Here is a 22707-nt window from a genome sequence, read left to right on the forward strand (position 1 = left end):
TATCCCGAGCAATGAAACAGCGATGCGCGAATACTACGATATCTATTGGCTGCCGCTATTAAATCCCGGTGAACGGAAAAACGTTTTCTAATTCTGATTTTCCGTCTCTTTGTGCTCACTTCACTTACTGGTAAAAATGGCCATTGAAAAAATCATCACTCTGACTCCAGATCAGATACGAGAAGTCCGGCATCGCTGGCGAAACGACTCATCTTTTATGGGGTTTCCAGATGCAGAGCGCGACGTAAATCAACAGAATTGGTTTGATGTTTTGCTCGTAAAACCTGAATGGTTTTCAAATGCAATATCAGAAAAAGCAACGGTTGTAGTCGCGCGCAAAGGGGCAGGAAAATCTGCGGCTCGCCTGACAAGTATGGAGCATCGAAATTCAGTCTCTACTACATTGGTGGTAGAAGCATCAGCGGACGAACTTGCGTCATTGCATGCGGAGCGCTTAGCTAAAGCGTCAGCACGTGGATATGGCGCTGTTTCCGACTGGATGCAGATATATGCAGACATGATTTGCAGGAAGTTGGCATTTGAGATGAGTGGCCGTCTACTCACCAAAGATGACGATATCGCCATACGAGCATGGGCTAAGACGGAGGGAATTACCGAGCGAGATTTTGTTGAGCGAATAGCCGATGTAATAAAAACTCTCGTACCTTGGGCGAAAAAAATATCTACTGAGAGCGACTCGTATAAAAAATATAGCCCAGAAAGATTAGCTAGAATATCTGAATCCACGAGCTTTATTCTATATGTTGATGATTTTGACAACCTTCAAGAAGAGGGCGGCGCGACAAATATTCGCTTAATTCGTGACGCCATCGAGGCTGCAGATCGAATTACACATCACAACAAAGGCGCAGAAGTTCATCTTTTTATGCGACAAGATTTATGGCTTAACATTAATCCTGGGTGGCATTATTCAGATAAAGTTAATGGTGTGGTGCATCTGAATTGGACTGTTGGCGACCTTAAAAAATGGATGGCGCAGCGACTCAGGCTTGCCATTGGAGAGGCATTGAATATCAGCCCAAATTCAGTTCGCATGCCATTTGATGAGATGTGGCACATATTTTTCAGCCCGGAGGTAACGTTAAAAGACAAATCAACAAGTGATTCCTTTAGCTATATGGTTCGTCGATCTATGTATACGCCTCGTAGCTTGCGATCCTTTGCTCAGTTCTCGCTTAACGCTGACACCAAACTCCCCGTTTCTGATTTGGCCATCCAAGATGCGGAGTGGAGCTATTCCATTGATCAACTTGAGTTTCTGAAAACAGAGTTTGGTGGCCTTTGTATCGGCTTAGATATTTGCCTACAATCGTTTACAGGAAAACCTCTCGAGTGGTTAGCATCTGATTTATATAAGCACCTTAGAGGCCTAATTGGCAATGGACAAGTAAGACTGCAAAAAGGTGTCTCATATGGAGAGCAAGAGATTGCGCTAGCTCGATTCTTATTTCGTATAGGTTTTTTGGAAGTTCGTTATCCACAGCCTCATCGGTACGAAGTCCGTGACGTCATGCGCCATCCGGATCACTGGAAAAGCGTAAGAACGGATGACGGCGTACGATGGGCAGTTCGGAGTGCATTTTTTAACGGATTAAAGTCTCATCGGACATAATTTTTCACGGCCCAAAAATGGAATAATTGGACAACAATGCCGGCTGTTATTTTGATAGGCACAATTGCTCTCCTCTCAAATAGACAGAGTAGAGAGCGTTTGCGCCGGCATTGAGTAAACACTGTACCGAAATTTAGGTACAGCACAGTACAGTGACCAGTTTTCACCAATTCAGCTAAAATACGTTAACCTACTGATTTGAAACAGGTTTTACCTATTTCAACCTACGCTAGAATTCGCCGCATTTCCCTGTAGAAACACTGTAAATCACCGACTCAAAATCCCCCGCCGCAAGGCGTGCCGGTTCGATCCCGGCCCCGAGCACCATCTGGCCTGCCCATCAAGGCCCATAGCCAAAAAATTCGATTTTGCATCAGCGAGTTAGCGCTAGAAGAATTCCCAGCGAGTCCCATAGATTCCCGCTGGGGTACACCGAAGCCCGAGATTCTGAGTTCCCTAGCGTGTACCCAAGATGCTCTCTGAATTCCCCGGTAATCCCCCTAAAAGCGATGTAGTCAGAAGTAGAATTTTCTCGTTGAGGAGTTCTACCGCATGAAGAGGGCGAGATTTACGGATAGCCAGACCATCGAAGCCATCAAGCGCGTGGAGGCTGGTCTTGCCGTTCCTGAGTTGTGCCGGGATCTGGACATCAGCTCGGCCACGTTCTACAAATGGCGTTCTAAGTACGGCGGCATGGACGTATCGCTGATGGCGCGCATGAAGGAGCAGGAGGCCGAAATCGTGACGGAGGCGCTAGAAAAAAAGTGGTGAGGCCATCTCGCCGCCGCGAGACGGCCCAACGTGCCGTGCAGGATCGCGGCGTATCGATTCGAATGGCCTGCGAGGCCTTCAGAGTCCGCCAGACTTGTTATCGGTACGTCGCCAATATGGACGCCGAGAACGAGGAGGTTGCGAACTGGCTGCTACGTCTGACAGACAACCACCGCAACTGGGGCTTTTGTCTGTGCTTCCTGTATCTGCGCAATGTTCGAGGTTTCGGCTGGAACCATAAGCGTGTGTACCAGATCTATCGAGAACTCGAACTGAATCTGCGGATCAAGCCGCGCAAACGGCTGATTCGGCAGACGCGTGAGCCACTGACCATGCCGACCAACGTGAACCAGGTATGGTCGATGGACTTCATGCATGACCAGCTTGCGGATGGGCGCAGCATCCGGGTGTTCAACGTGATCAACGACTTCGACCGCGAAGCGCTGGGCATTGAGGTTGACTTCTCGCTGCCGTCCGAGCGCGTGATCCGCACGCTCAAGCAGATCATCGGCTGCCGGGGAAAGCCCTTGGCCATTCGGTGCGATAACGGACCCGAATACCTGAGCGCGGCAATTGTCGAGTGGGCCGGGGCATGGGGCATAAAGCTCGAATATATCCAGCCGGGCAAGCCACAACAGAATGCCTACGTCGAACGGTTCCACAGGACCGTGCGCTACGAATGGCTGTCCCAATATCATTGGGACGATCTGGACCACGTACAGCGCGTCGCCACGCAGTGGATGTGGTCCTACAATCACGAGCGCCCAAATATGGCCCAGGGTGGATTTACCCCAAAACAGCGGTTGACCATGGCCGCGTAGCGTTCCTACTTCTGTCAATCGCTAAAAATGGGGGAATTACCGCCCTACCTACTAGACATCCATCCAGTATGGCGCCACAATGGCGCCACTTTCTCCCGACCATCAAAGCGTCATGACTCCTATCGACCGCATCAACCTGCGTCTGGCTACTCAGACCTTCCAAATCATCGACATGGCACGCAGCAAACGGCCGGGGAACGTATCCCGAAACACTTGGATCGCGGAAGCAATTCAAGAAAAGCTGGCCCGCGACCTTTCCTCGGCACCTGAACTCACCACGCGAGCCCCTAATGCCTAGTTTCTATGAATTTTTTGCCGGTGGCGGTATGGCTCGGGCCGGACTTGGCTCGAGCTGGAATTGCCTGTTCGCCAATGACTTTGACTACAAGAAGGGCCTGACATATCAGGCTAACTGGGGCACTGGTGGAGAACTGCTGGTCGGAGACGTCAACGCCGTCAAGGCTGCAGAGTTACCCGGATATGCTGATCTCGTATGGGGGTCCTTCCCATGCCAGGATCTCTCATTGGCAGGCGGCGGCGCCGGCCTGAAGGGGGAGCGTTCTGGCACGTTTTATCCCTTTTGGAGAGTTATAGAAGATCTTGCGAGTACTGGCCGAGCGCCAAAAATCGTGGCTTTAGAGAACGTATTGGGAACCCTCTCCTCTCATGCGGGAAAGGACTTCAATACCATTTGCCAAGTTCTTGCAAAGGCAAACTATCGATATGGAGCGCTTGTCATCAATGCGTCGCTATATGTACCGCAGTCCCGCCCTAGACTATTTATCATCGGCGTACGTGATGATATCACCATTCCGTCGGCCCTACTCACGCCCGAGCCCATAGGGCCCTTTCATACCAAAGGTCTATGTAAAGCCGTAAGTAGTATTTCCTCAACAGCGAAAAAGAAGTACGTTTGGTGGAACGTCCCGACGCCCGCTCTAAGAGCTTCAACTTTCGCAGACGTTGTTGAGGAAAATCCTACTAGCGTTACTTGGCATTCTCCTGCTGAAACAAAACAGTTGCTCGACATGATGTCGCCTACTAACCTAGCAAAAGTAAATGCGGCCAAAAGAGCTGAGCGGAGGATGGTAGGCGCTATTTACAAGCGGACTAGATTGGATGAAAGCGGCAATAAGGTACAGCGCGCAGAAGTGCGCTTCGACGAAGTAGCAGGTTGTTTGCGTACCCCGGCAGGCGGATCAAGCAGACAAACGATAATAGTCGTGGATGGGAGCAAGGTGCGGTCTCGACTCATTTCAGCTCGGGAAACCGCACGCCTTATGGGTTTAGAAGACTCCTACATTCTGCCCAAAAATTACAACGAAGCGTATCACCTCACAGGAGATGGAGTTGCCGTGCCAGTTGTACGGCATTTGGCTCATCATCTCTTTGAGCCGTTAATGGGACTCGAAATTACTGAGCGCCGAGAAGAGGCCGCATGAGCGCCATTCCGTGCGAACAAAACAAAGCGTTGCGCGAGAAAATTGAGCGTTTTGCTGAAATATTGAAGACTGAGGCTCACAAGTTAGGAGATCATGGATTAGACGAGCTTGAGTTTTATAACTCAGGGCTTTTCCGTGGAGCAGTCGAAAGGGTTCGAGGCCAATTTTCAGCGACCATGCGCGAAAAGCGTTTTTTAGTGCAGCACGTTCTAAATCACCTAGAAGATCGCTCTTTCATCGATGGCTGGGATCTCACGGGTGACGCCAATCGGAACGATTACGTCGTTCGCCTCAAGAGCGGCAGAACGGCGATTATCGACTTGAAAGGCTGCCTCGACGGAAATAATACGAACATTTTCGAACGTCCACCGGACGCAGATGAATTTATTATCTGGAGCGTTTGCTCCAATCCAGGCGCAGATCCTCGACGCAATGCATGGTCTGGCATTCATTCGCGCCTTAGCGCAGAAATGTTAGCGCGCCAACAACGTGTAGATGGCCTAGTTGTGTGGGACATGGTATGCGGCACTATCGGAAGGCCTTGTCCAAAATTAGCCGATAGCAACAGGCTAACCACTATCGGCCCATTCCGCGTCCCTCCACCCTGCATCTATCTTCTGCCCAAAGCGATTCCATCCATAGACGAGCCATTAGCTACAGGGCAACAGCTTCATGAGCTCGAATTACTATCTGCGTTTCATAGCTGTTTTCTAGGGCAGGCCGAAGAAATCTGCTATGTGGACTTTTTACTTTCTCGACAAGGAAGTGAAATGAGGCGAAAGACGACTATCAGACGCGCCGGATCAATTCAACAAGCATCTGAACCTACCGTCATGAGACGCGTATAAAAAGAAATTCCATGTCGATCACTCAACGCGAAGCACTGGAGCAATTTGATGCTCAATATATCGGCCTTTCGAAAGGATCGTTGTCGCTCGCCCTAATCTTGACAAGAAATGCAGCGCAGCGCGCCTTTCCTCTCAATAAAGAAGATTTTGTGACTACAAAGGGAGGACAGGTAGCAGGCCTGGGAGGCGGCGCGGTAAAGAAAATACTTGCGTCTCACGGCATCGAACGCACCTTGTCGACCGAGGGGGGGAGAACCAGTCGCGGCAATATGGATCGCATGAATGCCTATGTAGAATTGCTTAATGGATTCCATCAAGCCGGAACGCTTGATCTCACTGAGGTCGAGCAATACTGGGTGGGCCGCACTCTCGCATACTTCGATGCGCTTCCCTTTACCTTCAAACTTGACCCATCTAAGTCCCTAAGAGCGTGTGTTCGAGACTTACTTGACCAAGCTATCGAACGCCAACGCGAAGTTAAGGGAACCATGTACGCGGGCGCCGTCATGCAACATCTGGTTGGAGCGAAGCTGGATTATCTAACCAAAGGCACCCTCGAGCAGCACGGCTTCTCCGTTGCAGATGCTCCGTCAAACCGAGCTGGTGACTTCCTAATTGGGGATGTCGCTGTTCATGTAACCACTGCTCCCGGCGATGCGCTAATCCGCAAGTGCAGCAAAAATCTGCAGAGTGGTCTCCGGCCGTTAATTGTGACGACAGAAGATGGCCTGGGTGGAGCAAAGGCTCTGGCGAAGCAATGCGGTATAGAAGACCGTTTGGACGTGATTGAAATTGAGCAATTTATTGCCACGAATGTTTATGAATGGAGCGTCTTCGAGCGTGATGCTCGCCCTACGGCCATTTCAGAAATCATAAGTCGATATAATTCAATCGTTGGCAAATGCGAGAGCGATCCTAGTTTGCGAATCGAATTCGAGGAATAGATCGATGGTGGACGAAACGCGCTCGCGAACCATGAGGGCAGTCAAGTCCAAGGATACGAAACCTGAGCTAATCGTACGACGCCTCGTACACAGAATGGGGTTTCGATTTCGGCTACACAGGAAGGACCTACCCGGCTCCCCAGATATAGTTCTTCCTTCTCGAAAGAAGGTTATCTTCGTTCACGGGTGCTTCTGGCATGGGCACGGCTGCAAGAGGGGCAACCGCCTGCCCAGCACTAATCTAGATTATTGGGCAGCGAAACTCGCAAGGAATCGTCAAAGGGATGAAGACACGCTAATTGAATTGCGAAGGTTAGGTTGGAGCACTTACATCGTATGGGAGTGTCAACTCAGAGAACTAGAGTCCCTTCGCGCAGAGCTTCTCCGCTTTCTCTCAACGTGACTGACAATTACGTCGAAGCCTATCCGACTTTACCTGCCATCCCTTGGCTAGACATTAAGTCTCGCCGGTAAGCGCGCAAGCAAAATCATGAGTGACAACAAGGTCACTTGACCTCCAAAAGCAAGGTTTAGGGCGAAATTCAGCACCCTCAAGCCAGCGAAAATCACCTTTCTCTGCCGGCGCCATGGCGATAAGGGATGCGCTCGACAATTCGCGAATGCCCTCAACGTCAGAGGAGGTGGCAACTCCTCGAGCAATCACTCTTGACGAGAAAATCACCTGTACAATCTTCCACCTGCCCCCCATTCGGCGAGCCACTTCGAACTCGTTCCGAGAGATAAGCACCCGTGCAGCTGTCGATGCTGTAACGGCCTTCACCTCTAAACCACACCGCTGACCACCAAGGTCCAACTCGATATCGTAGCCAAAGCGATCTGACACCAATGCCACATGCCGAGGCCGAAGACCTTGGCCTCGAAGCGCAGAAATAACTGCAAGCTCACCGGCATCTCCCAGCCGTTTCAACAACGAATCATCAATAGAGCCATATAAATGATGATGGACGGTGACGAGGATTGCTTCGAGATCCACACCCATCCATGACAAGACAACAAGATCAGCCGCCGGGATGAACTCTTCGATAATGCGACCATCGTTGACTGCAGAGCGGAGCCAATCTGGAGGTCTCCGCATCAGGATGAGGCGTGCTATTCCTTTCAGCGTTGTGAGATCCGCGACCTTATCAAGCTGAGCAAGATCACAAGAAATGATAATTTCCCCATCAGCACGAGCAAGGCCGGCATCAAGAAGAAGGCGTGCGGTTCCGACGAGATCCAGTGAAGCGGCCATATGCGTTGGTTTATCAACAGCTGCTTTCAACCACGTATTGACGTCATCACATCGCCTAACTCGTGCGCTGTAGGCGAGTAAGAAAACGGCATGGCACCGCCCTCGACTAGGTAAATCGCGCATTATTGGAGACAAAATGAGCGGCAACTGCAGAAACATCATCTTCGAACGCTGGGGTGCCGTCATCACCCTCGTCGGATGCGGGTAGTGCAATCCGTACCAATCCTGGATCATCCATGAGATGCGCCAACGCCCCGACCTTTTCAATTAAACGGCCGTTGACCGAATCATCGATCGACCCTGTACTAATCAAAAGCGTAAAGCATGTGACGACATCATCCGCCAAGCCCAAACGGTGAATGCGATCCTGGCTCTGTAAAAAATGGCCTGCATTGAATGTCCGGTCAAGATATACGGCGTGGTGGCACCAATGGTGCAGGCTGACTCCTTCGCCGCAAGCTGCTGGGTTCGCGAGGAGTACGACACAAGCAGAGTCATGTCGGAACCGATTGAACTCTCGCTCGCGCGTGACAACACCTGCAGGAGCCATTTCGTCTGATAGCACGCCGCCATGGACCATAGCCGGCTGAAATCGGGCGAGGCGTCGCGCCAGCGCCTTAATGTTACGAACGAAGCTAGACCATACGAGAACCTTCTGACCTCGAGCCGCAGCCTCTTCCACGATCGCTTCTACCCGCTGATATTTCCATGGCTGCTCAAAGCTGCTATAGCGAGCTAGCAACTCGGTCAGAGGCTCGTTCCCATGCAGTTCCAAAGGAGGATGAGCAAAAGCCGGATCATCTGCATCATCCGATCCTGCGGTAAGCAGCATCGGGTTTGTGGCTGCCTCCAAAAGATACATTACGATACGGCCAAGACGTTGCATCTCGTGCCGCCCTCGATCGGGGAGCGAGAAGGATGAGCGATACTGCCCGATTAGAGCGTCATAGATCGCAGATTGGATAGGCGGCATTTGCTCGCGCACAACCTTAAATTTCGTTGGAGGCAAAGCGAGCTCAGTTTTGGGGGTCCTGACAAAATAGCGGCGAACCGCCTCATTGGTATCCGCCAATACCTGACTGTCCCGACCCAAACGCTCGAAATACGCAGCATCCGGGAGGATTTGTCGATCCTGACCAGGATAAAGAAAGCTGATCAGAGCCACAAGGTCATAGGCCCCCTGGGGAGCAGGCGTACCAGTAAGAACGTCGCGCCGGCGAGCCGCATACGCCAGATCTAGCACCGCTCGCCCATGAGCTCCTGCCGCTCCACGCTTCACTCGATGGGCTTCGTCAAGGATCAACTGCGTCGCTTCGGCCGCAACGAATGCACGGACAGTGTCGTAGTCGTTCGCAGTCCGGTTGTAGTTCGAGAGCAGTACTTCAGTATTCTGCGGGATGATAGTCCCTGAACCAGTGTGGATCACTAATAGTGGGGGCTTTTCGAAGCAAGCAACCAACTCCTCCTTCCACGCCCCGAATGCAGCGATCGGCCCGATAACCGTCAACCGACGCACAATCCCGCGAACGCGAAGAATTGAGTAAGCAGCGAGAGCAACTGTGGTCTTCCCAGCACCGGGAACCGAAAAATCAGCTCCGTGCGGAAGCATAAGCAAGCGATACAGGTTGCGGAGCTGGAACAGACGGAGCGTACGGGTGAAACCCGAAACACTGAGCTCAGTGGCTAGCGCCTCTAATATGGATTTGTCCGGCTCGTTGACATCAGCGATAGCTTCACGGGCACGACGATCAACCGCCATCGCACGAAGTTGATCCGACAGGGTCGGGCCAATCTCAACCTGCTCCCCAAACACGGCGCGTAACTCGCGTAAGACGGCGAGTTCCGCCAGGAATACATCGGCATGTACCACTGTCCGTGTTGGCGACCCGGATTCGATGCCACGAGCAAGAGCCTCTTGCAATCGGGCCCATGCCCCTAGACTCGCATCATCTGTACGTTCGACGAGAACCGTAGGACGCCCTTGGCGGTATAGCTCAGCGACGATCATCAGATACTCTCGATGTGGACGATCGCCACCTTCACCTCTTCTATCATCTTCCTAAAGACGCCTTCATCCCAACCACTCTGTGCTCGAGCCTTCGCCAAAACAGTCGCAGCCCGCACGATTTCGTCACGCGCTTCCATCAACCTAGCAATCGGCGCGCCAACCGCCTGCGAATCTTTCGCCTCCTCGCTAGCTTCCTTCGCGGCAGAATTGACGGCGCCACGCACAGCGCCAAGAAGCTCCTCGACCGGGACCATGCCTCCGCCTGGCATCTCAACAACTTCATCGGACGTTCGCTGCGCGAGAAACGACAAGACGGAGATCAAATCACCAGGCGCGCCAGAAGCTCCGCCGCCGAGAGCATCATCGAGCAAATCATTGTCAGAAGCGCGACCATTAGCTCCGGCTACAGCTAGCAGAGATGTCAAAGTGGGATCCGTTTCAAACTCACTACGCACGAAAGCACTTGCATCCTTACGACGGAGATGCCTTAGATCCCGGTATTTCACGCCGGAAAGGGTTCCTAAAAAGTAGACGCTGCGGACCGAGGCAGCCTCCTCGGGAGGTCTATCCTTGATGTGCTTGGACAACTCTTCAAAGGCAGATTCGTTATCCACGAAGTCGGCATGATGTCGAGTTCCATTCGATATCGAGACGAGTTGATGGAGCTGTTGCAGCTTTTCGTACTGAGCCCTTACCTCCGCGGGTTTTAACCGCATGCGATTCGCGACACGGTCCCAATCCTTATTTGATTTTTCAAAAATCTCCTCTATCAGAAGAGCTTCATTCACCCAGGAATAGTTTTCACGATAATCTTTGGCGACCTGCAGCTCGGTTTCTAGGTCAATCAATTCATCGGCAGTGGTGTCGACCGGCAAAACATAAGCGCGGACATACCGTGCGGACTGCACGTGGTCGTTCAACCACAGAGCTCGCAAACCTGCCGAGCGGCGATTCCCGTTGATTAAGACTCCCTCGGCCGTAACCACTGCAGGTTCCTGCTGTCCGCGGCGACGAAGATCCTCTTTTAGGTCCTCGAAGCCATCTTGGGCCGTGAGGATATCGAACTGTGCTTGCTGAGCTGCAGGTCCGAGCGGATCACCGCTGAAAAGATCAGCAACGCCTCTTGTCTCACTCTCACGCATCTGCTCAGCACGCGTACGATGATTAAGCGTCGAGAAACGGATCCACTCAATTGGCAAATTGACAACAGGGAGCTCCTTCTCTGGCCTCACCCACTGGGGAAGCAACTGCCGGGGAGCCTGGTCGGAGCGTGTTGAAAGGAAATCGGCGCGCTCTTGGTCCATGACGGGATTCAACGTGGATCGCTCCTAAAAATGGTCGAACGGCCAACGCCGTATCTCGACACGATGGTAGTTCGGGTACCGCGCGGCCCTTTCGTAAAGCCGGCATATCCGGTGTATAGCTCGACCTCAGCAACCTCAATGCCGAAAGCCGATAACAGAACAGCTGGGAAACGTCGGACTTGATTCCCGCTCCAATTCCATTCAGCTTGGTCGCGAATCTCAATGTCACGCCGATCAGGCATCACCCAGATGCACGGCGGTGGCACCTTTTTTCCGTCAATAGCGACTGCGTGACTGATTTTTGGACACGGCCGCAAGCTCGTTCCACAGACGTCGTTATGAAAAATTACGCCATCAACTGCGTCCACATATTCTGAAGAGAAAAAACGATTGCGGAGACGGTTCATCCCCTTTGCAACGTGTTCACCCGGCTCGTACTGGAGACTGTCACACAGCCACCATAGATAAGTCTCATTGGCCCAACTCGGTGCGGACCAGTTAACACTACTGTGCGCACCATCAGGACAGCCCTTCTGGATAAGAGCCACGCTGCCAATGTGGGGAACGTAAAGACGATAAACAGTATCGTCGCCATAATTCGGAATATCGAATTCCGAAATAATCCCTTTGGCTTTCATAAGCTGCAACAGCGTTACGAGGAAGCTGCGACGATCGGAGTTACCTGCAGCGGTACTCCCGCGGATACGCTGGATAGCCGCAGGCAGTGCGAGTTCAAAGTCTTGTTTTGTCAGTCCGCGACGCTGAAGAAACGCTTCGTCGCCCGCCATCGCCTTCACTGCGCTCACGACAAGATCAATTACCTCTTCCGGTGGAGCCCCTGGATGCTTGCATGGTGCCGCCATTTCTGCTCTCACAGATACCCCTTTCATGTATGAACAATCAGCACTATCCACTTACAATTATATATTGGTGTTCTCGCACGACATAGCCATGTTGGGTACAAATTCAGATGAGCATCACCGCGCCTGACGACAGGCCAACACTCTTAGGCCCAAAATCGTACGGGCACACGAGCGAAAACGAGGCAATCGGTGACGGACTGCAGGCACATCTAGCTGTGAATCGCCCCGTACTCTGCCTAGAAGCACAGGACCTGTTGCACACAAGGAGTACGATTCATGGAAGCCACGACTCCCGACCTAGCCAAGGTGGCGTGCAGCTATAACAAGTTCCGCACCGTGGCTGCTGTAGGTGCGATCCACAACGAAGCAGACTACGACCGAGCCCTGGCACTAGTTGAAGCGATCCTGGACGAAACCCGCGACACGCCCGCGTGAGAGGATGCCACGCATCCACTGGCTGGCTGGATCTACTCACCGCATTAGTGCGTGGAAACGAGGGCGACCACTGCTCCTTCCCCGCGGCCGCACACACTGATCGACACTGTACTGTACCGACGTTGCGGTACAGTAGCGGCACACTCATCCGGTTTAGTCGATTTCCAGTATTTTCGCTAACTTATTGATTTAGTTTTTTTTCTACGCCAACCTACGCTTGGTTCCGCTTCACTTTTCTAGGCTCTGCACCTCACACACCAATTCAAAATCCCCCGCCGCAAGGCGTGCCGGTTCGATTCCGGCCCCGGGCACCAGAATTCCTCATGTGGCGCGCGTTAAGCACTAAACACGCTTCGTCCACCATCGCATCATCCCCGCCAAGCATTGCGCTCCTCGAGACTAGACGGCCATACCCCCCGTGACATGGCTCGCCCCCCTCTTCTGTGCAGCACTTTTTCCTGTCATCTTTCGCCGAACGGGTTGAAGACATCGCAAAAGGCAGTGCCCGGTGCGAAGTGGTCAGCTCGCAATGGCGAAGATGTACCTCAACCTGCTGGACCCGTAGTGGCGCATGAGGCGTTTTATATGGTTTGGGTGGCGCCGCGTGAGCCAACTCTCTGCCTCAGAAATGGGACTGGCCAGCCACAAAGGCATTGGCAAGCACTGCAATTCAGTCCTTACGCACCCAGCTAAAAAAGAGCGCCACAAAATGAACTGACCCCCAGAAGTTGGACGGTCAGCTAAAGCCCGAAGGCCTGAGCTCGGTATTGCACCGGGCTCAGGCCTTTCAGCTTGAGCTTGATGCGGTCGTGATTGTAGTAACGGATGTACTGCCGGATGCCGGCCTGCAACTGGTCGATGCTTTCGAAGCGGTTCAGGTGGAAGAACTCAGCCTTGAGCGTGCCGAAGAAGCTTTCCATGGCGGCATTGTCCAGGCAGTTGCCCTTGCGTGACATACTCTGCGTGACCGATCGATCTGCCAGCATTCGCCGGTAGTTCTGCTGCTGGTATTGCCAACCCTGGTCGGAGTGCAAGACAGGCCGATCATCGGGCAGCAGCCGCGCCAGCGCTTTCTTCAACATGCTGCCCACCATCTGGAACACCGGCCGGCGGCTGGTCTCGTAGGCCACGATCTCGCCGTTGTACAGGTCCATGACCGGCGACAGATACAGCTTCTGGCCGCGCACGTTGAACTCGGTCACGTCGGTGACCCACTTCTCGTTCGGGCGTGCGGCTTCGAAGTCGCGCGCCAGCACGTTGGCGGCCACGTGATGCGACTGCCCCCGGTACGAGCGGTACTTCTTAGCGCGCACCAGCGATCTTAGCCCCAACATCTGCATCAGCTTCTGAACCGTTTTGTGGTTCACCAGTTCACCTGCCTGGCGCAGCACCACCGTGATCCGGCGGTAGCCATAGCGGCCCTTATGACGTGCGTAGACCGCGCCGATGCGCTGCTTGAGCTCGGCGTACGGATCCATGGCACCCAACGTCTTCAGGTGGTAGTAGAACGTGCTGCGCGATAGGTTGGCTGCGCGTAACAATAGCGCGAGCGGATGCTTAGACCTCAATCCTTGGACCACTTGCGCTTTCCAACGAGCGCCCGGGTCTTCTCCGCTTCAATTAAGGCCTTCATTTTTTTTAGGTAATCGTTCTCCGCGCGCAGATAGGCTAGCTCTTGCTCGAGCTCTTCCTTGGTCATGTCCTTGGACACCGGCTCTGGGGGATACTTATGCGGCATGGTCGCTCCTGGGCGCTTGCGCGCCAACGCCTCTATACCCCCGGAATCATACTGGGCGCGCCACTTCGCAATGTGGCACGCACTTCGAATCCCGTGCAGCACTGCTGCATGCGTATCAGAGAGTCCTTCGCGCCGAATCCTCAGCAGCACGGCTTGTTTGAAGGACGCACTGTACGAACCGGATTTCCGGCGCAGGCCTGCAACGCCGTGCTCGCGATAGCTCCCGACCCACCGACGCACCATTGAATGTGCCAGCTCATATCGAGCTGCCACCGATTTAACACCCTCTGCGCCTCCCAGACTCTCCCTCACCACCTCCTTCTTGAACTGCTCGTCGTACTTCGCCATGTAAAAAACCCCCGAAGGTTGGATCTAAGTCCAACTTTCGGGGGTCAGTTCAAAATAGGGGACCTACTTTTTATCTCCGGTCAGAGCCATGTAGCAGCCCGCGTAACCCAAGTTCTCGAACTCATCTACAGCTTTTTATTTCCGTTGGGGCGACTCGTAGGACGGAACCCGGAACGCCTGCCGCTCAAAGCTCCACTCTGCTTCCTAGCCGCTAAAACCGCTGTTGGGATAAGCTTGCCTCCACTCGCCCACCGCACCGTGGACATTCATTTTGACAAGCACCGGGGGCTCTCCGATGGCAATCAAAGCCGTAGCGTTTGACGTGTTTGGGACATTGGTCCATATCCAGCGGCCTACTCGCCCGTTTCGAAAGTTGGTCCGTCTGCTGCACGAAGCCGGTCGTCGGCGGCAGCGTGACGACGGGGTTCGGGCGATGAGCAATGTGTTGGACCTCAGGCAAGCGGCTAGCTTGTTTGGCGGGATGGTTAGTGAAGAAGATTTGTGTGGGTTGGAGGCCGAGTTGAATGAGGAGATCCAGTCGATCTCACTCTTTGACGATGCCATTCCCACCCTGACTGCCCTGAAAGACCGAGGCATCAAAGTAGCGCTCTGCTCAAACCTTGCCACGCCGTATGGGCCGCGGGTGCTGAAACTGTTGCCCGTCCAGCCGGACTTTTGCGCTTGGTCGTACGAAGCTAGCGCGGTTAAGCCGCAGCCGCAGATCTATCAATACCTTTGTGAGGGTATTGGCTGCCGGCCGGACGAGGTCTTGATGATCGGTGACACCGTCGATGCCGATATGATCGGCCCGCGAAAATTCGGTATGCAGGGATACCATTTGAATCGCCAGGCAGCCACGCCGGCTAGTAGCGATTCTCTGCGTTCGCTAAGTGATGTGCTGAATATTGTTTAACTAATTCTTTTCAACCGATCGGCCGCATCCCTGCCCAATGACCACCACTCCCTACCGGGATTACCTCTTCGGCCTGATCATCTCGATTGCCCTGGCCTGGTGGCTGGCATTCCTTGGCCTTACCGCCGCATTAACTCCCGACCTGGGCTGGGGCATCGTCGCGCTTCTTACTGCCGCAATCTGGGTAGGCGGGCCACTGGCCATCCTGCTGATCATCGTCTGGTTCTACTACCTTTCTCGCGATCGGGGCCGGGTTCCGGGGCGGGTCCATGCCTGGTTGTTCTTGCCGACGCTGATCGCCATGCTGATCTACCGGCCAGCGAATCGTCCGAAAAATCCAAGCGCGAGCGCTTTAGCGATGCGCATCCCTATATTGCCGAAACGCACGTCAACCTCAGCGGCAAAGATCTGTGGATTGACACCACGCCTTACGCCACCACGTCGTCTGGTGCAGAGCCAAGAATGCCGTTTGCGGCCGCTGAATCGCAGCGGTTCATGGTGTTCAATCGATATCCCAGCCCGGCCGCGACCCAGCCTTTTCCGTATGACGGCGCGCGCTTGCGCGAGGATATCGCGCAGTACAGATATCTTTCCGCCTCGGGCGATGCTGTCGCCGCATCGTTGCCGTTGACGCGTCTTGCTTACCCGGACGTGGCGCGCTTTTCATCGGCGCTGAATAAGCCGGATAGATCGATGTTGCGGTATCTGTATTTTCATTATCCCGACCGTGTCGAACTTGCGCCGGTGCTGAACCGTTTGGCGGGGATGACGGAGGAGCGTCTTGATCGGAAGGGGCAGCACGGGCTGGTGTTGCTCAGTGCGGTCAATTACACCAGCGGCGCTATCGCTCGGCTTGAAGTGAATGGTCAGACGCTGGATATCGGCGACCGCGCGCTTGTTTCCGTCGCGCCGTTGCCGGCCGCCTGCCATGATTTTGCGCGGCCTATCAGTGCGGCGTTTATTATTCTTAGCCGGCCACTGGCGCTGCGGTGGCAAACGGCTGGCGCGGTAGGCACGGCTGGGGCGGCGGCGATGGCTGCCGGTACGATAACCCCGGCCGGAAACGCCGAAACCGCCGGGAACACCAGGAACGCCCGACACGCCTGAACCCAGCAGCACTGCCAACGCCGCCCACCCGTGGCACACCGCAACGCTGCACGTGCCCGCATTTCGACATCCTGATCCCGTTGATGGAGAATCCACGCTGATGCGTCTACAGCTGTATTTCCTGCCTGACGGCACGGTCGAAGTGGAACGTTTCGTGCAGGTACATTTGCCGAAGGAAAAATTAGGCATACGCGCCACCGGCGGACCCGAACGCGCGGCCATTTATGCAAGCTGCGGCAGCGCCACTCGCACATACAACCCACAAACCGTCACGCTGCTGGCAAACTAGGCAACCTGCATCCCGTTGATAAAAATCATCATGACCCATGCATTGCTTCGGATAGGCTTATGCGCAATATGAAAGGCAAGTCCTCGTCCAACACGGAAGGCTATTTGTTTTCTGATCAGATAGGTCACCTGCTGCGGCGTGTCTATCAGCGGCACACCGCGCTGTTTCAGCATTACATTCCCGACTCCCAGCTCACCGCCGCGCAGTTTGTCGTGCTGTGTTCGGTGCGGGATCATGGCGCGAGTTCGCTGGCTGATCTGGTCAAGGCAACCGTCATAGATCAGGCCACCGTGCGCGGCGTGGTGGATCGCTTGAAGCAGCGCGAGTTGGTCCAGGTGGACCACGACCCAGTCGACCGACGCAAGGTGGTGGTGAGCCTGACGCCCGTGGGGCAGGCCTTGGTGCAAGAGATGGAACCGTTTGCCAAGCAGATCACCGAAAGCACCTACGGCAATCTGAACCCCGCCGAGCGTCTGGCGCTGGATTTTCTGCTGACCAAAATGCTGAACGGCGACGAACAGGTCTGAGCTGTTCGTCGCCGTTCTTGGCAACTGCGGCGCCGGCGTTCATGCCAGCGCCGCCGCGTTTTACCCCATCATCAATCCAGCGCGCGATTACGCGATTCCACGTCCACTGACGCAATCGCCACCGCACCCGCCAGCAGCATGCTGGACAGCACCACCAGCGACAGCGTGAAGTGGCTGGTCATGATGGGCGCGATGATGGCCGGTGCGAACAGCCCACCAAAACGCGCCACGGCACCCGCCATGCCCATGCCGCTGGCGCGCAAATCGGTCGGGTAGACCTCCGGCGTGAAGGCATACAGCGCGCCCCAGGTGCCCAACAGCGAGAAGCTCATCAGCAAGGTGGACCCGATCACCACGGCGGGTGCGGTGCCCAGGCTGTAGAGCATGCAGCCGACGGCGCTCAAGATCAAAAAGCCGATCAGCGTGGGCTTGCGGCCCCAGCGTTCCACGCCATAGGCCGACAGCGCAAAGCCCGGCAACTGCACCAGCGCCAGCAGCACCAGGAATTCCTGGCCGCGCATGAAGGCGAAGCCGGCGGTGCTGAGCTTGATGGGCAGGTAGACGAACACGCCGTAGTACGCAATGGAGATCAGCGCCCACGCCAGCAACAGCCCGATGCTGCGGCGACGGTAGCTGGACGAGAACAAGGCGAAGATGGATTTATGGACGGGCGTTTCCGGTTGCAGCGCGGGCACTTCGACGTCGCGGCGGTTCACGCGGGCCACCCGTTCCAGCACCTTGCGCGCCTGGTCTGACTTCCCGTTGCGGTTCAAGTACATCGGCGATTCAGGGATGTAGAAGCGCAAGACCACACCAATCAAGGCGGGCAGGCCGGTAACGAAGAAGATCACGCGCCAGGCGTCGTCGCCCCAGGACACGGCCGCCAAGGCCAGCAGCGCCAGGAAGATGGTGCCCACAGCCCAGAACGATTCCAGCAGCACCAGCCAGCGGCCACGGCGGGCGCTGGGCAGGAACTCGGCCATCATCGTGTAGTCCACCGGCAGCGTGCCGCCCACGCCGATGCCCGTCAGGAAGCGCAGGAACAGCAGCCACGTGAACTCAGGCGCGAAGGCCGAGGCCACGCCCGCGCAGGCGTCGATGACCACCGCGATCATCAACACCGGGCGGCGCCCGATGCGGTCGGCCATGCGGCCGAACATGAAGGCGCCGATCAGCATGCCGATGAAGAAGAGCGTGCCCGTTTGCAGTGCTTGCGGCACGGTGATGCCGAAGGTCTTTGCAATGGACGGCGCGGAAAAGCCGATGGACAGCACTTGCATGGCGTCGGCCATCCAGACCAGGCCGAATATCACGAATAGCCGATATTGAAACTTGCCGACGCCCGCCACCTGAATGGCTTTGTCCACGGAAACCAATGAAGCTGACATAGATGAAACCCCTTGATGTGATCATCACTAAAGCCGCACGCGTTATGGCCGCGTTTTCCTTAATTCAGCTCCGCATGGTTGCGTAGCCGTTTAATCGTCGTGCCGGGATCGGCCCAGGCCTCTTTGTCCGGCGCAAAACGTTCCCGCAAATAGCCCAGCAGGTCGGCGACCTGCCTGTCGTCAAGACTGTCCTTGAAGCCCGGCATGTACCCCAGCGCGTCGTCGGCGGGTTCCTGAATGCCGTGCAAGATCACCTGGATCAGGTTGTCGGGCGTGTCGGCGTGCAGGTTGGTGTTGGCGCTTAGCAAGGGCTTGGCGCCGAACAGCGTGGGCCCGCTTCCGGCCTCGTGGCAGACCGCGCAGGCGTTCTGATAGATGCGTTCACCGTTGGCGCGCCGGCCTTGCAGGGATTGGATCGTTGCAGCGGCGGGCGTGGTGGCGGAGGCAGACGCGGAGGAGGTCTTGGGCGCAGCCGCGGTATCGGTTGTGGTGTCGGTCGTGGTCTCGGTCGTGGTCTCGGTCTTGGACGATGGCGAGGACAACGAGGGCGAGGGCGAGGGCGAGGGCGACGGTGTCGCAGAAGCCGATGCAGAAGCGGATGCCGATGCCGATGCCGATGCCGATGCCGATGCCGCCGACGCAGCATATTCGCCGTTGCCGCCGCCCTGCCGCTTCGGCAAGTCCAGCAAATACGTGGTGATGGCCTTGAGGTCGTTGTCCGGCAATTCTGCCAAGCCGTGGATCACGGGCGCCATCGGCCCGGCCGCCACGCCGTGGCTGGGGGAATAGCCCGTGCGCAGATACTGGAACAGTTCATCACCCGACCAGGCGCGTGGTCCGCTGGCCAGTTGGTTCAAGGCGGGCGCGGTCCAGCCTTCCGCCTCGCCCCCTGCCAGGTAATGCACGCCCTTCTTCTCCGCGCCCAGGCGGTTGCGCGGTGAATGACAAGCGGCGCAGTGGCCAACGCCCTCCACCAGATACGCACCACGCAGCCACTGCGCGCTGCGCGACGGGTCCGGCGTGAAGGGCGTGGCGTCGTGAAACAGCGCATTCCAGCCGGCCAAGAGCGGGCGCATATTGAAGGGGAAGGCCAACTGCGTCTTCGGCGGCTCGGACTTAACGGCGGGTTGCGACATCAGGTAGCCATACAACGCCTGCATGTCCGCTTCGCTCAATTTGGCATAGGCCGTGTAGGGAAATGCGGGATACAGCTGGCGGCCGTCCTGGTGCACGCCTTGGCGCATGGCGCGCTCGAACGCGGGGTAGGACCAGCGGCCGATGCCGGTGTCGTTGTCGGGCGTGATGTTGGTGGAATAGATCGTGCCGAAGGGGGTGTCCAGCGCCAGACCGCCCGCGTTGGCTTGGCCACCGGGCGCGGTGTGGCAGGCGATGCAATCCCCGGCAGCGGCGACCAGGCGGCCCCGTTCGATGGCCCGCATGGAATACAGGGAAACGTCGGGGCCAGCCGTCAAAGGCAACGCAGGCTTGATGGGCCACAGCGCGGCGACCATGCCGGCCAGACCGGCGACGCCGGCCGCGAGCCACACGCCGGCTCGCGCCAGACGCCCCCGCGCCGACGTGCCCCAGCTTGGTCGCCCATGGTCTTGCAACGCCAAGCGCAACGCCTCGGTGTCGAACGGCGCTTGCCGCAGGCGCACGCCGGTTGCGTTATGGATGGCGTTGGCGATGGCGGCGGCGGCGGGCAAGGTGACCACGCCGTCCACGGCCAGACGACCTTGTGTGACCTTGCCGTCCGCGACGTCTCCCGCCGCGCGGGGCAGCATCGCGCCGTCGCCACCTTCGTAAGGGCGTACGGCCCGGCCTGGCGCGTCATTCTTGAATGACGGGCTGACCCAATCGTCAAACGCCGGCGGCCCCGCCAGCAGACGGCGCGCGTTATCCAGCAGCCATGGCGTTTGCTGTTCGATATGGGCGTGTACGGGCGCGCCTTGCGCCGGTTGCAGGCGCTGGCTGTCGTGGCCGGCGACCACGCGGGTGACTTCGACCTGACCGGTCTGGGCGCGCACGGATACCTCGGCCACCCAGGCGCTCCACACCATGCGGGTGGCGCCGTCGTCATCCACGCATTGCACCTGTGCGGTGGCGAAGCCCTTGCCATGCAGCAGGCCCGCGCTGGGCGCTGGGGCGGCGTCGGTGTCGGCGTTGGCGTTGGCGTTTGCGTTTGCGCCTGCGCCTGCGTTTGCGTTTGCGTCTTCGCCTGCGCCTGCGCCTGCGTTTGCGCCCGCGCCTGCGTCTGCGTCTGCGTCTGCGCCTGCTCCGGCGCCTGCGTTTAATCTTGCGCGACTCACGACTTGGCGCGCCAGCTCGCGGCCCTTGCCTTCGGGCAGGTGTTCCACGCGCCACGCGATGGGATCTTTGCCGTGGGCCAGCGCGGCTTCATGCCATTGGCTTTCTTGCGCAAAGACTTGCGCGGCGTTCAATTCATCCACACTGGCGCGCAACGGGGGCAGCGCGCGCCGGGGCGACGTTACCGACGCGCCGCATACCGTCGCGTGTGCCGACGCGCCTGCCAGCGCGGGCTGGCTCAACAGCCGCGCCAGGCTCGGGCGCACCGCCCAGGGTGCATCGGACCGCAACGACGCGGCGCCGGCAGCGGCGCGCGAGTCGGGTTGTGGCGCGAAGGCAGTGGCGTTGGTGGCCGAGGCGTTGGAGGCCGAGGCGTTGATGGCGTCGGCGTTTAAAGCCCATGCATTCAAAGCAGCAGCATTCGGAACGGCAGCATTCGAAGCACCTGCATTCGAAGCACCTGCGTTCAAAGCAGCAGCGTCCCAACCCGCCGAGTCGAACGTCGCATCATCGACCGGCAGACGCAGCACCAACTCTTCAGCAACACCCGACCGGCAGGCCACGCACACCGGCCGGCCCACTGCTTGCGACAGCAGCGCGGCGTCGGCAGCGGCGTCCATCAAGTCCAGCGGATGCACCGCGTCGTGGCCTTCGGAGACCGCCTCGTCGATCGTGGCATGCACCGTGACGCGGATCGTCTCTTGTGCTTGTTGCAGCAGCGCCGCCAGCTCGCGGCGTATCTGAGCTTGCGTGCCGGGCGTGCAGGGCGGCAGCCACACGCCGGCATGTCCGTTCAGCGCCCATACCGTCGCCCGAGCACCGGCTGGCGCTTCAAAGGACGGCAGGCACAGGCCATAACGAATTTCGTCCGAATCCGCGACATCATCACGTGGCGTCTGGACTGAATCCGGCGCTTGCCATACGGGCGCCAAGGTCATGGCCGCCTGCCTGGCATGAACGGGCGAGACGGCGACGACGCCCGCGAAGTGTGTGTGCCGAACCACCGTCACAACGCCCGACAGCGCGCGCGCCTGATCCCACTGCGCCTGCTGCAAGACGCTGCCGCGATACCGCGCGCCATCCCACAGCACGGCAGGCGGACGCAAGGCCACGCCGTGCAGCAGGTCCGCGGGCAGGCCCAGGTGATGCAGCGGTGACCCCAGCGCGTCCTGGCTCATCGCGTGGATCCGCCATCCGCAAGGTCAACACCGCCCGCAACATCCGCGACAGCCGCGACACCCACAACACCCACAACACCAACACTTTTCGCCCGCAACTGAACCGCCCGCAGCGCCGCCTGCATGATTTCCACATGCGTCCCGCAGCGGCACAGGTTGTGATGCAGTTCGCTGCGCAGCGCGTCTTGCGTGGGGTCAGGATTGCGGCGCAGCAGTGCTTCCACCGTCATGATCATGCCGTTCAGGCAGTACCCGCACTGCGCTGCCTGACAATCGATAAATGCTTGCTGCGTCGTGCCCGGTTGCTGACGTGTGCCCAAACCTTCCAGCGTGACCACCGCCCTGCCCTGCGCGGCCCGCACCGGGATCACGCACGACCGCGCGGCCACGCCGTCGATCAATACCGTGCACGCGCCGCACTCGCCCAGGCCACAGCCATACTTCGGCCCGTTCAGCGCCAGGTCGTTGCGCAGCACGTGCAGCAGCGCCGTGTCGGGCGCGGCCGGCACGGTGCACTCGACGCCGTTGACGTTCAAGCGGATCGGCTGAGTAGCGCGGCAGGAATTGACGGTGGGTCCCATAAGGCGTGGC

At 57.0% G+C, this 22707-nt stretch carries 20 protein-coding genes; 12 read left to right on the forward strand and 8 right to left on the reverse strand.

Features of this window, described 5'->3' with window-relative positions; translation table 11 throughout:
• The first annotated feature begins 136 nt into the window (after positions 1 to 136).
• The 7 genes from DVB37_RS28475 to DVB37_RS25020 all read left to right on the forward strand — a co-directional run bounded on the left by DVB37_RS28475 (position 137) and on the right by DVB37_RS25020 (position 6862).
• Complete coding sequence (locus tag DVB37_RS28475; RefSeq protein ID WP_162941280.1) at positions 137 to 1633, forward strand: P-loop ATPase, Sll1717 family; 1497 nt, start codon at positions 137 to 139, stop codon at positions 1631 to 1633.
• A gap of 552 nt (positions 1634 to 2185) precedes the next feature.
• Positions 2186 to 3225 (forward strand): IS3 family transposase gene (locus tag DVB37_RS24995; RefSeq protein WP_120157066.1). Its coding sequence is split into 2 segments (ribosomal slippage): positions 2186 to 2390 and positions 2390 to 3225, totalling 1041 coding nucleotides; the frame shifts between segments, so codons are not numbered across the junction.
• Positions 3226 to 3337: 112 nt separating this feature from the next.
• Entirely contained in the window at positions 3338 to 3523 is a 186-nt protein-coding gene (locus DVB37_RS25000; RefSeq protein WP_240433998.1) for a hypothetical protein, read from the forward strand.
• Positions 3516 to 4667, forward strand: coding sequence for a DNA cytosine methyltransferase (locus tag DVB37_RS25005; protein WP_120157068.1), 1152 nt, complete (start codon positions 3516 to 3518; stop codon positions 4665 to 4667). The genes DVB37_RS25000 and DVB37_RS25005 overlap by 8 nt, the downstream gene beginning before the upstream one ends.
• On the forward strand, positions 4664 to 5515 hold the full coding sequence (locus DVB37_RS25010) for a hypothetical protein (RefSeq protein ID WP_120157069.1): 852 nt from the start codon (positions 4664 to 4666) through the stop codon (positions 5513 to 5515). Before DVB37_RS25005 ends, DVB37_RS25010 begins: the two co-directional genes overlap by 4 nt.
• A gap of 11 nt (positions 5516 to 5526) precedes the next feature.
• Positions 5527 to 6459: a DUF4928 family protein gene (locus DVB37_RS25015; RefSeq protein ID WP_120157070.1), complete on the forward strand. Its 933-nt coding sequence runs from the start codon at positions 5527 to 5529 to the stop codon at positions 6457 to 6459.
• 31 nt (positions 6460 to 6490) lie between these two features.
• On the forward strand, positions 6491 to 6862 hold the full coding sequence (locus DVB37_RS25020; RefSeq protein WP_371683148.1) for a very short patch repair endonuclease: 372 nt from the start codon (positions 6491 to 6493) through the stop codon (positions 6860 to 6862).
• 54 nt (positions 6863 to 6916) lie between these two features.
• Here DVB37_RS25020 and DVB37_RS25025 read toward each other — a convergent pair whose 3' ends face one another.
• The 4 genes from DVB37_RS25025 to DVB37_RS28480 all read right to left on the reverse strand — a co-directional run bounded on the left by DVB37_RS25025 (position 6917) and on the right by DVB37_RS28480 (position 11829).
• Positions 6917 to 7741 (reverse strand): protein NO VEIN domain-containing protein, encoded by an 825-nt coding sequence (locus DVB37_RS25025; protein ID WP_162941281.1) that lies wholly within the window; start codon positions 7739 to 7741, stop codon positions 6917 to 6919.
• A gap of 76 nt (positions 7742 to 7817) precedes the next feature.
• Positions 7818 to 9719 carry a DEAD/DEAH box helicase gene (locus DVB37_RS25030; RefSeq protein ID WP_120157073.1) on the reverse strand — a complete coding sequence of 634 codons (1902 nt, stop codon included), beginning with the start codon at positions 9717 to 9719 and terminating at the stop codon, positions 7818 to 7820.
• Positions 9719 to 11023, reverse strand: coding sequence for a ParB/RepB/Spo0J family partition protein (locus tag DVB37_RS25035; RefSeq protein ID WP_120157074.1), 1305 nt, complete (start codon positions 11021 to 11023; stop codon positions 9719 to 9721). The genes DVB37_RS25030 and DVB37_RS25035 overlap by 1 nt, the downstream gene beginning before the upstream one ends.
• Positions 11024 to 11031: 8 nt before the next feature.
• The gene (locus DVB37_RS28480) at positions 11032 to 11829 is read right to left on the reverse strand and encodes a hypothetical protein (protein WP_162941282.1); all 798 of its coding nucleotides are present in this window, start codon (positions 11827 to 11829) and stop codon (positions 11032 to 11034) included.
• 333 nt (positions 11830 to 12162) lie between these two features.
• Here DVB37_RS28480 and DVB37_RS28485 point away from each other — a divergent pair, with 333 nt between their 5' ends.
• Positions 12163 to 12321 (forward strand): hypothetical protein, encoded by a 159-nt coding sequence (locus tag DVB37_RS28485; protein WP_162941283.1) that lies wholly within the window; start codon positions 12163 to 12165, stop codon positions 12319 to 12321.
• Positions 12322 to 13061: 740 nt separating this feature from the next.
• Here the strand turns inward: DVB37_RS28485 and DVB37_RS25040 are convergent.
• Positions 13062 to 14407, reverse strand: a protein-coding gene (locus DVB37_RS25040) for an IS3 family transposase (RefSeq protein ID WP_120157075.1) whose coding sequence is annotated in 2 segments (ribosomal slippage) — positions 13062 to 13937 and positions 13940 to 14407 — 1344 coding nt in all. Because the reading frame shifts where the segments join, the coding sequence is not laid out codon by codon here.
• A 295-nt stretch (positions 14408 to 14702) separates the two neighbouring features.
• On the opposite strand from DVB37_RS25040, the gene DVB37_RS25045 reads away from it, so the two are divergent.
• The 4 genes from DVB37_RS25045 (at position 14703) to DVB37_RS25060 (ending at position 17243) form a co-directional block, all read left to right on the forward strand.
• On the forward strand, positions 14703 to 15320 hold the full coding sequence (locus DVB37_RS25045; protein WP_120157076.1) for an HAD family hydrolase: 618 nt from the start codon (positions 14703 to 14705) through the stop codon (positions 15318 to 15320).
• Between the two features lie 99 nt (positions 15321 to 15419).
• Positions 15420 to 16427, forward strand: coding sequence for a hypothetical protein (locus DVB37_RS28490; RefSeq protein ID WP_162941284.1), 1008 nt, complete (start codon positions 15420 to 15422; stop codon positions 16425 to 16427).
• A 100-nt stretch (positions 16428 to 16527) separates the two neighbouring features.
• A complete protein-coding gene (locus DVB37_RS25055) occupies positions 16528 to 16716 on the forward strand; it encodes a hypothetical protein (protein WP_120157078.1) in 189 nt (62 codons plus the stop codon).
• A 59-nt stretch (positions 16717 to 16775) separates the two neighbouring features.
• Positions 16776 to 17243, forward strand: a complete 468-nt coding sequence (locus tag DVB37_RS25060) for a MarR family winged helix-turn-helix transcriptional regulator (protein ID WP_050445665.1) — start codon at positions 16776 to 16778, stop codon at positions 17241 to 17243.
• Positions 17244 to 17314: 71 nt separating this feature from the next.
• On the opposite strand, the gene DVB37_RS25065 is transcribed toward DVB37_RS25060, so the two are convergent.
• From DVB37_RS25065 to DVB37_RS25090, 3 genes are read right to left on the reverse strand one after another with little or no spacing between them, the layout of a single operon-like run.
• Positions 17315 to 18631 carry an MFS transporter gene (locus DVB37_RS25065; RefSeq protein WP_100854258.1) on the reverse strand — a complete coding sequence of 439 codons (1317 nt, stop codon included), beginning with the start codon at positions 18629 to 18631 and terminating at the stop codon, positions 17315 to 17317.
• Between the two features lie 59 nt (positions 18632 to 18690).
• The gene (locus DVB37_RS28810) at positions 18691 to 22116 is read right to left on the reverse strand and encodes a cytochrome c (protein ID WP_240433999.1); all 3426 of its coding nucleotides are present in this window, start codon (positions 22114 to 22116) and stop codon (positions 18691 to 18693) included.
• A complete protein-coding gene (locus DVB37_RS25090; RefSeq protein ID WP_240434000.1) occupies positions 22113 to 22697 on the reverse strand; it encodes a (2Fe-2S)-binding protein in 585 nt (194 codons plus the stop codon). Before DVB37_RS25090 ends, DVB37_RS28810 begins: the two co-directional genes overlap by 4 nt.
• Positions 22698 to 22707 lie beyond the last annotated feature (10 nt).

This window comes from Achromobacter sp. B7 (assembly GCF_003600685.1).
In the GTDB taxonomy this organism is placed as follows: Bacteria; Pseudomonadota; Gammaproteobacteria; order Burkholderiales; family Burkholderiaceae_B; genus Achromobacter; species Achromobacter spanius_B.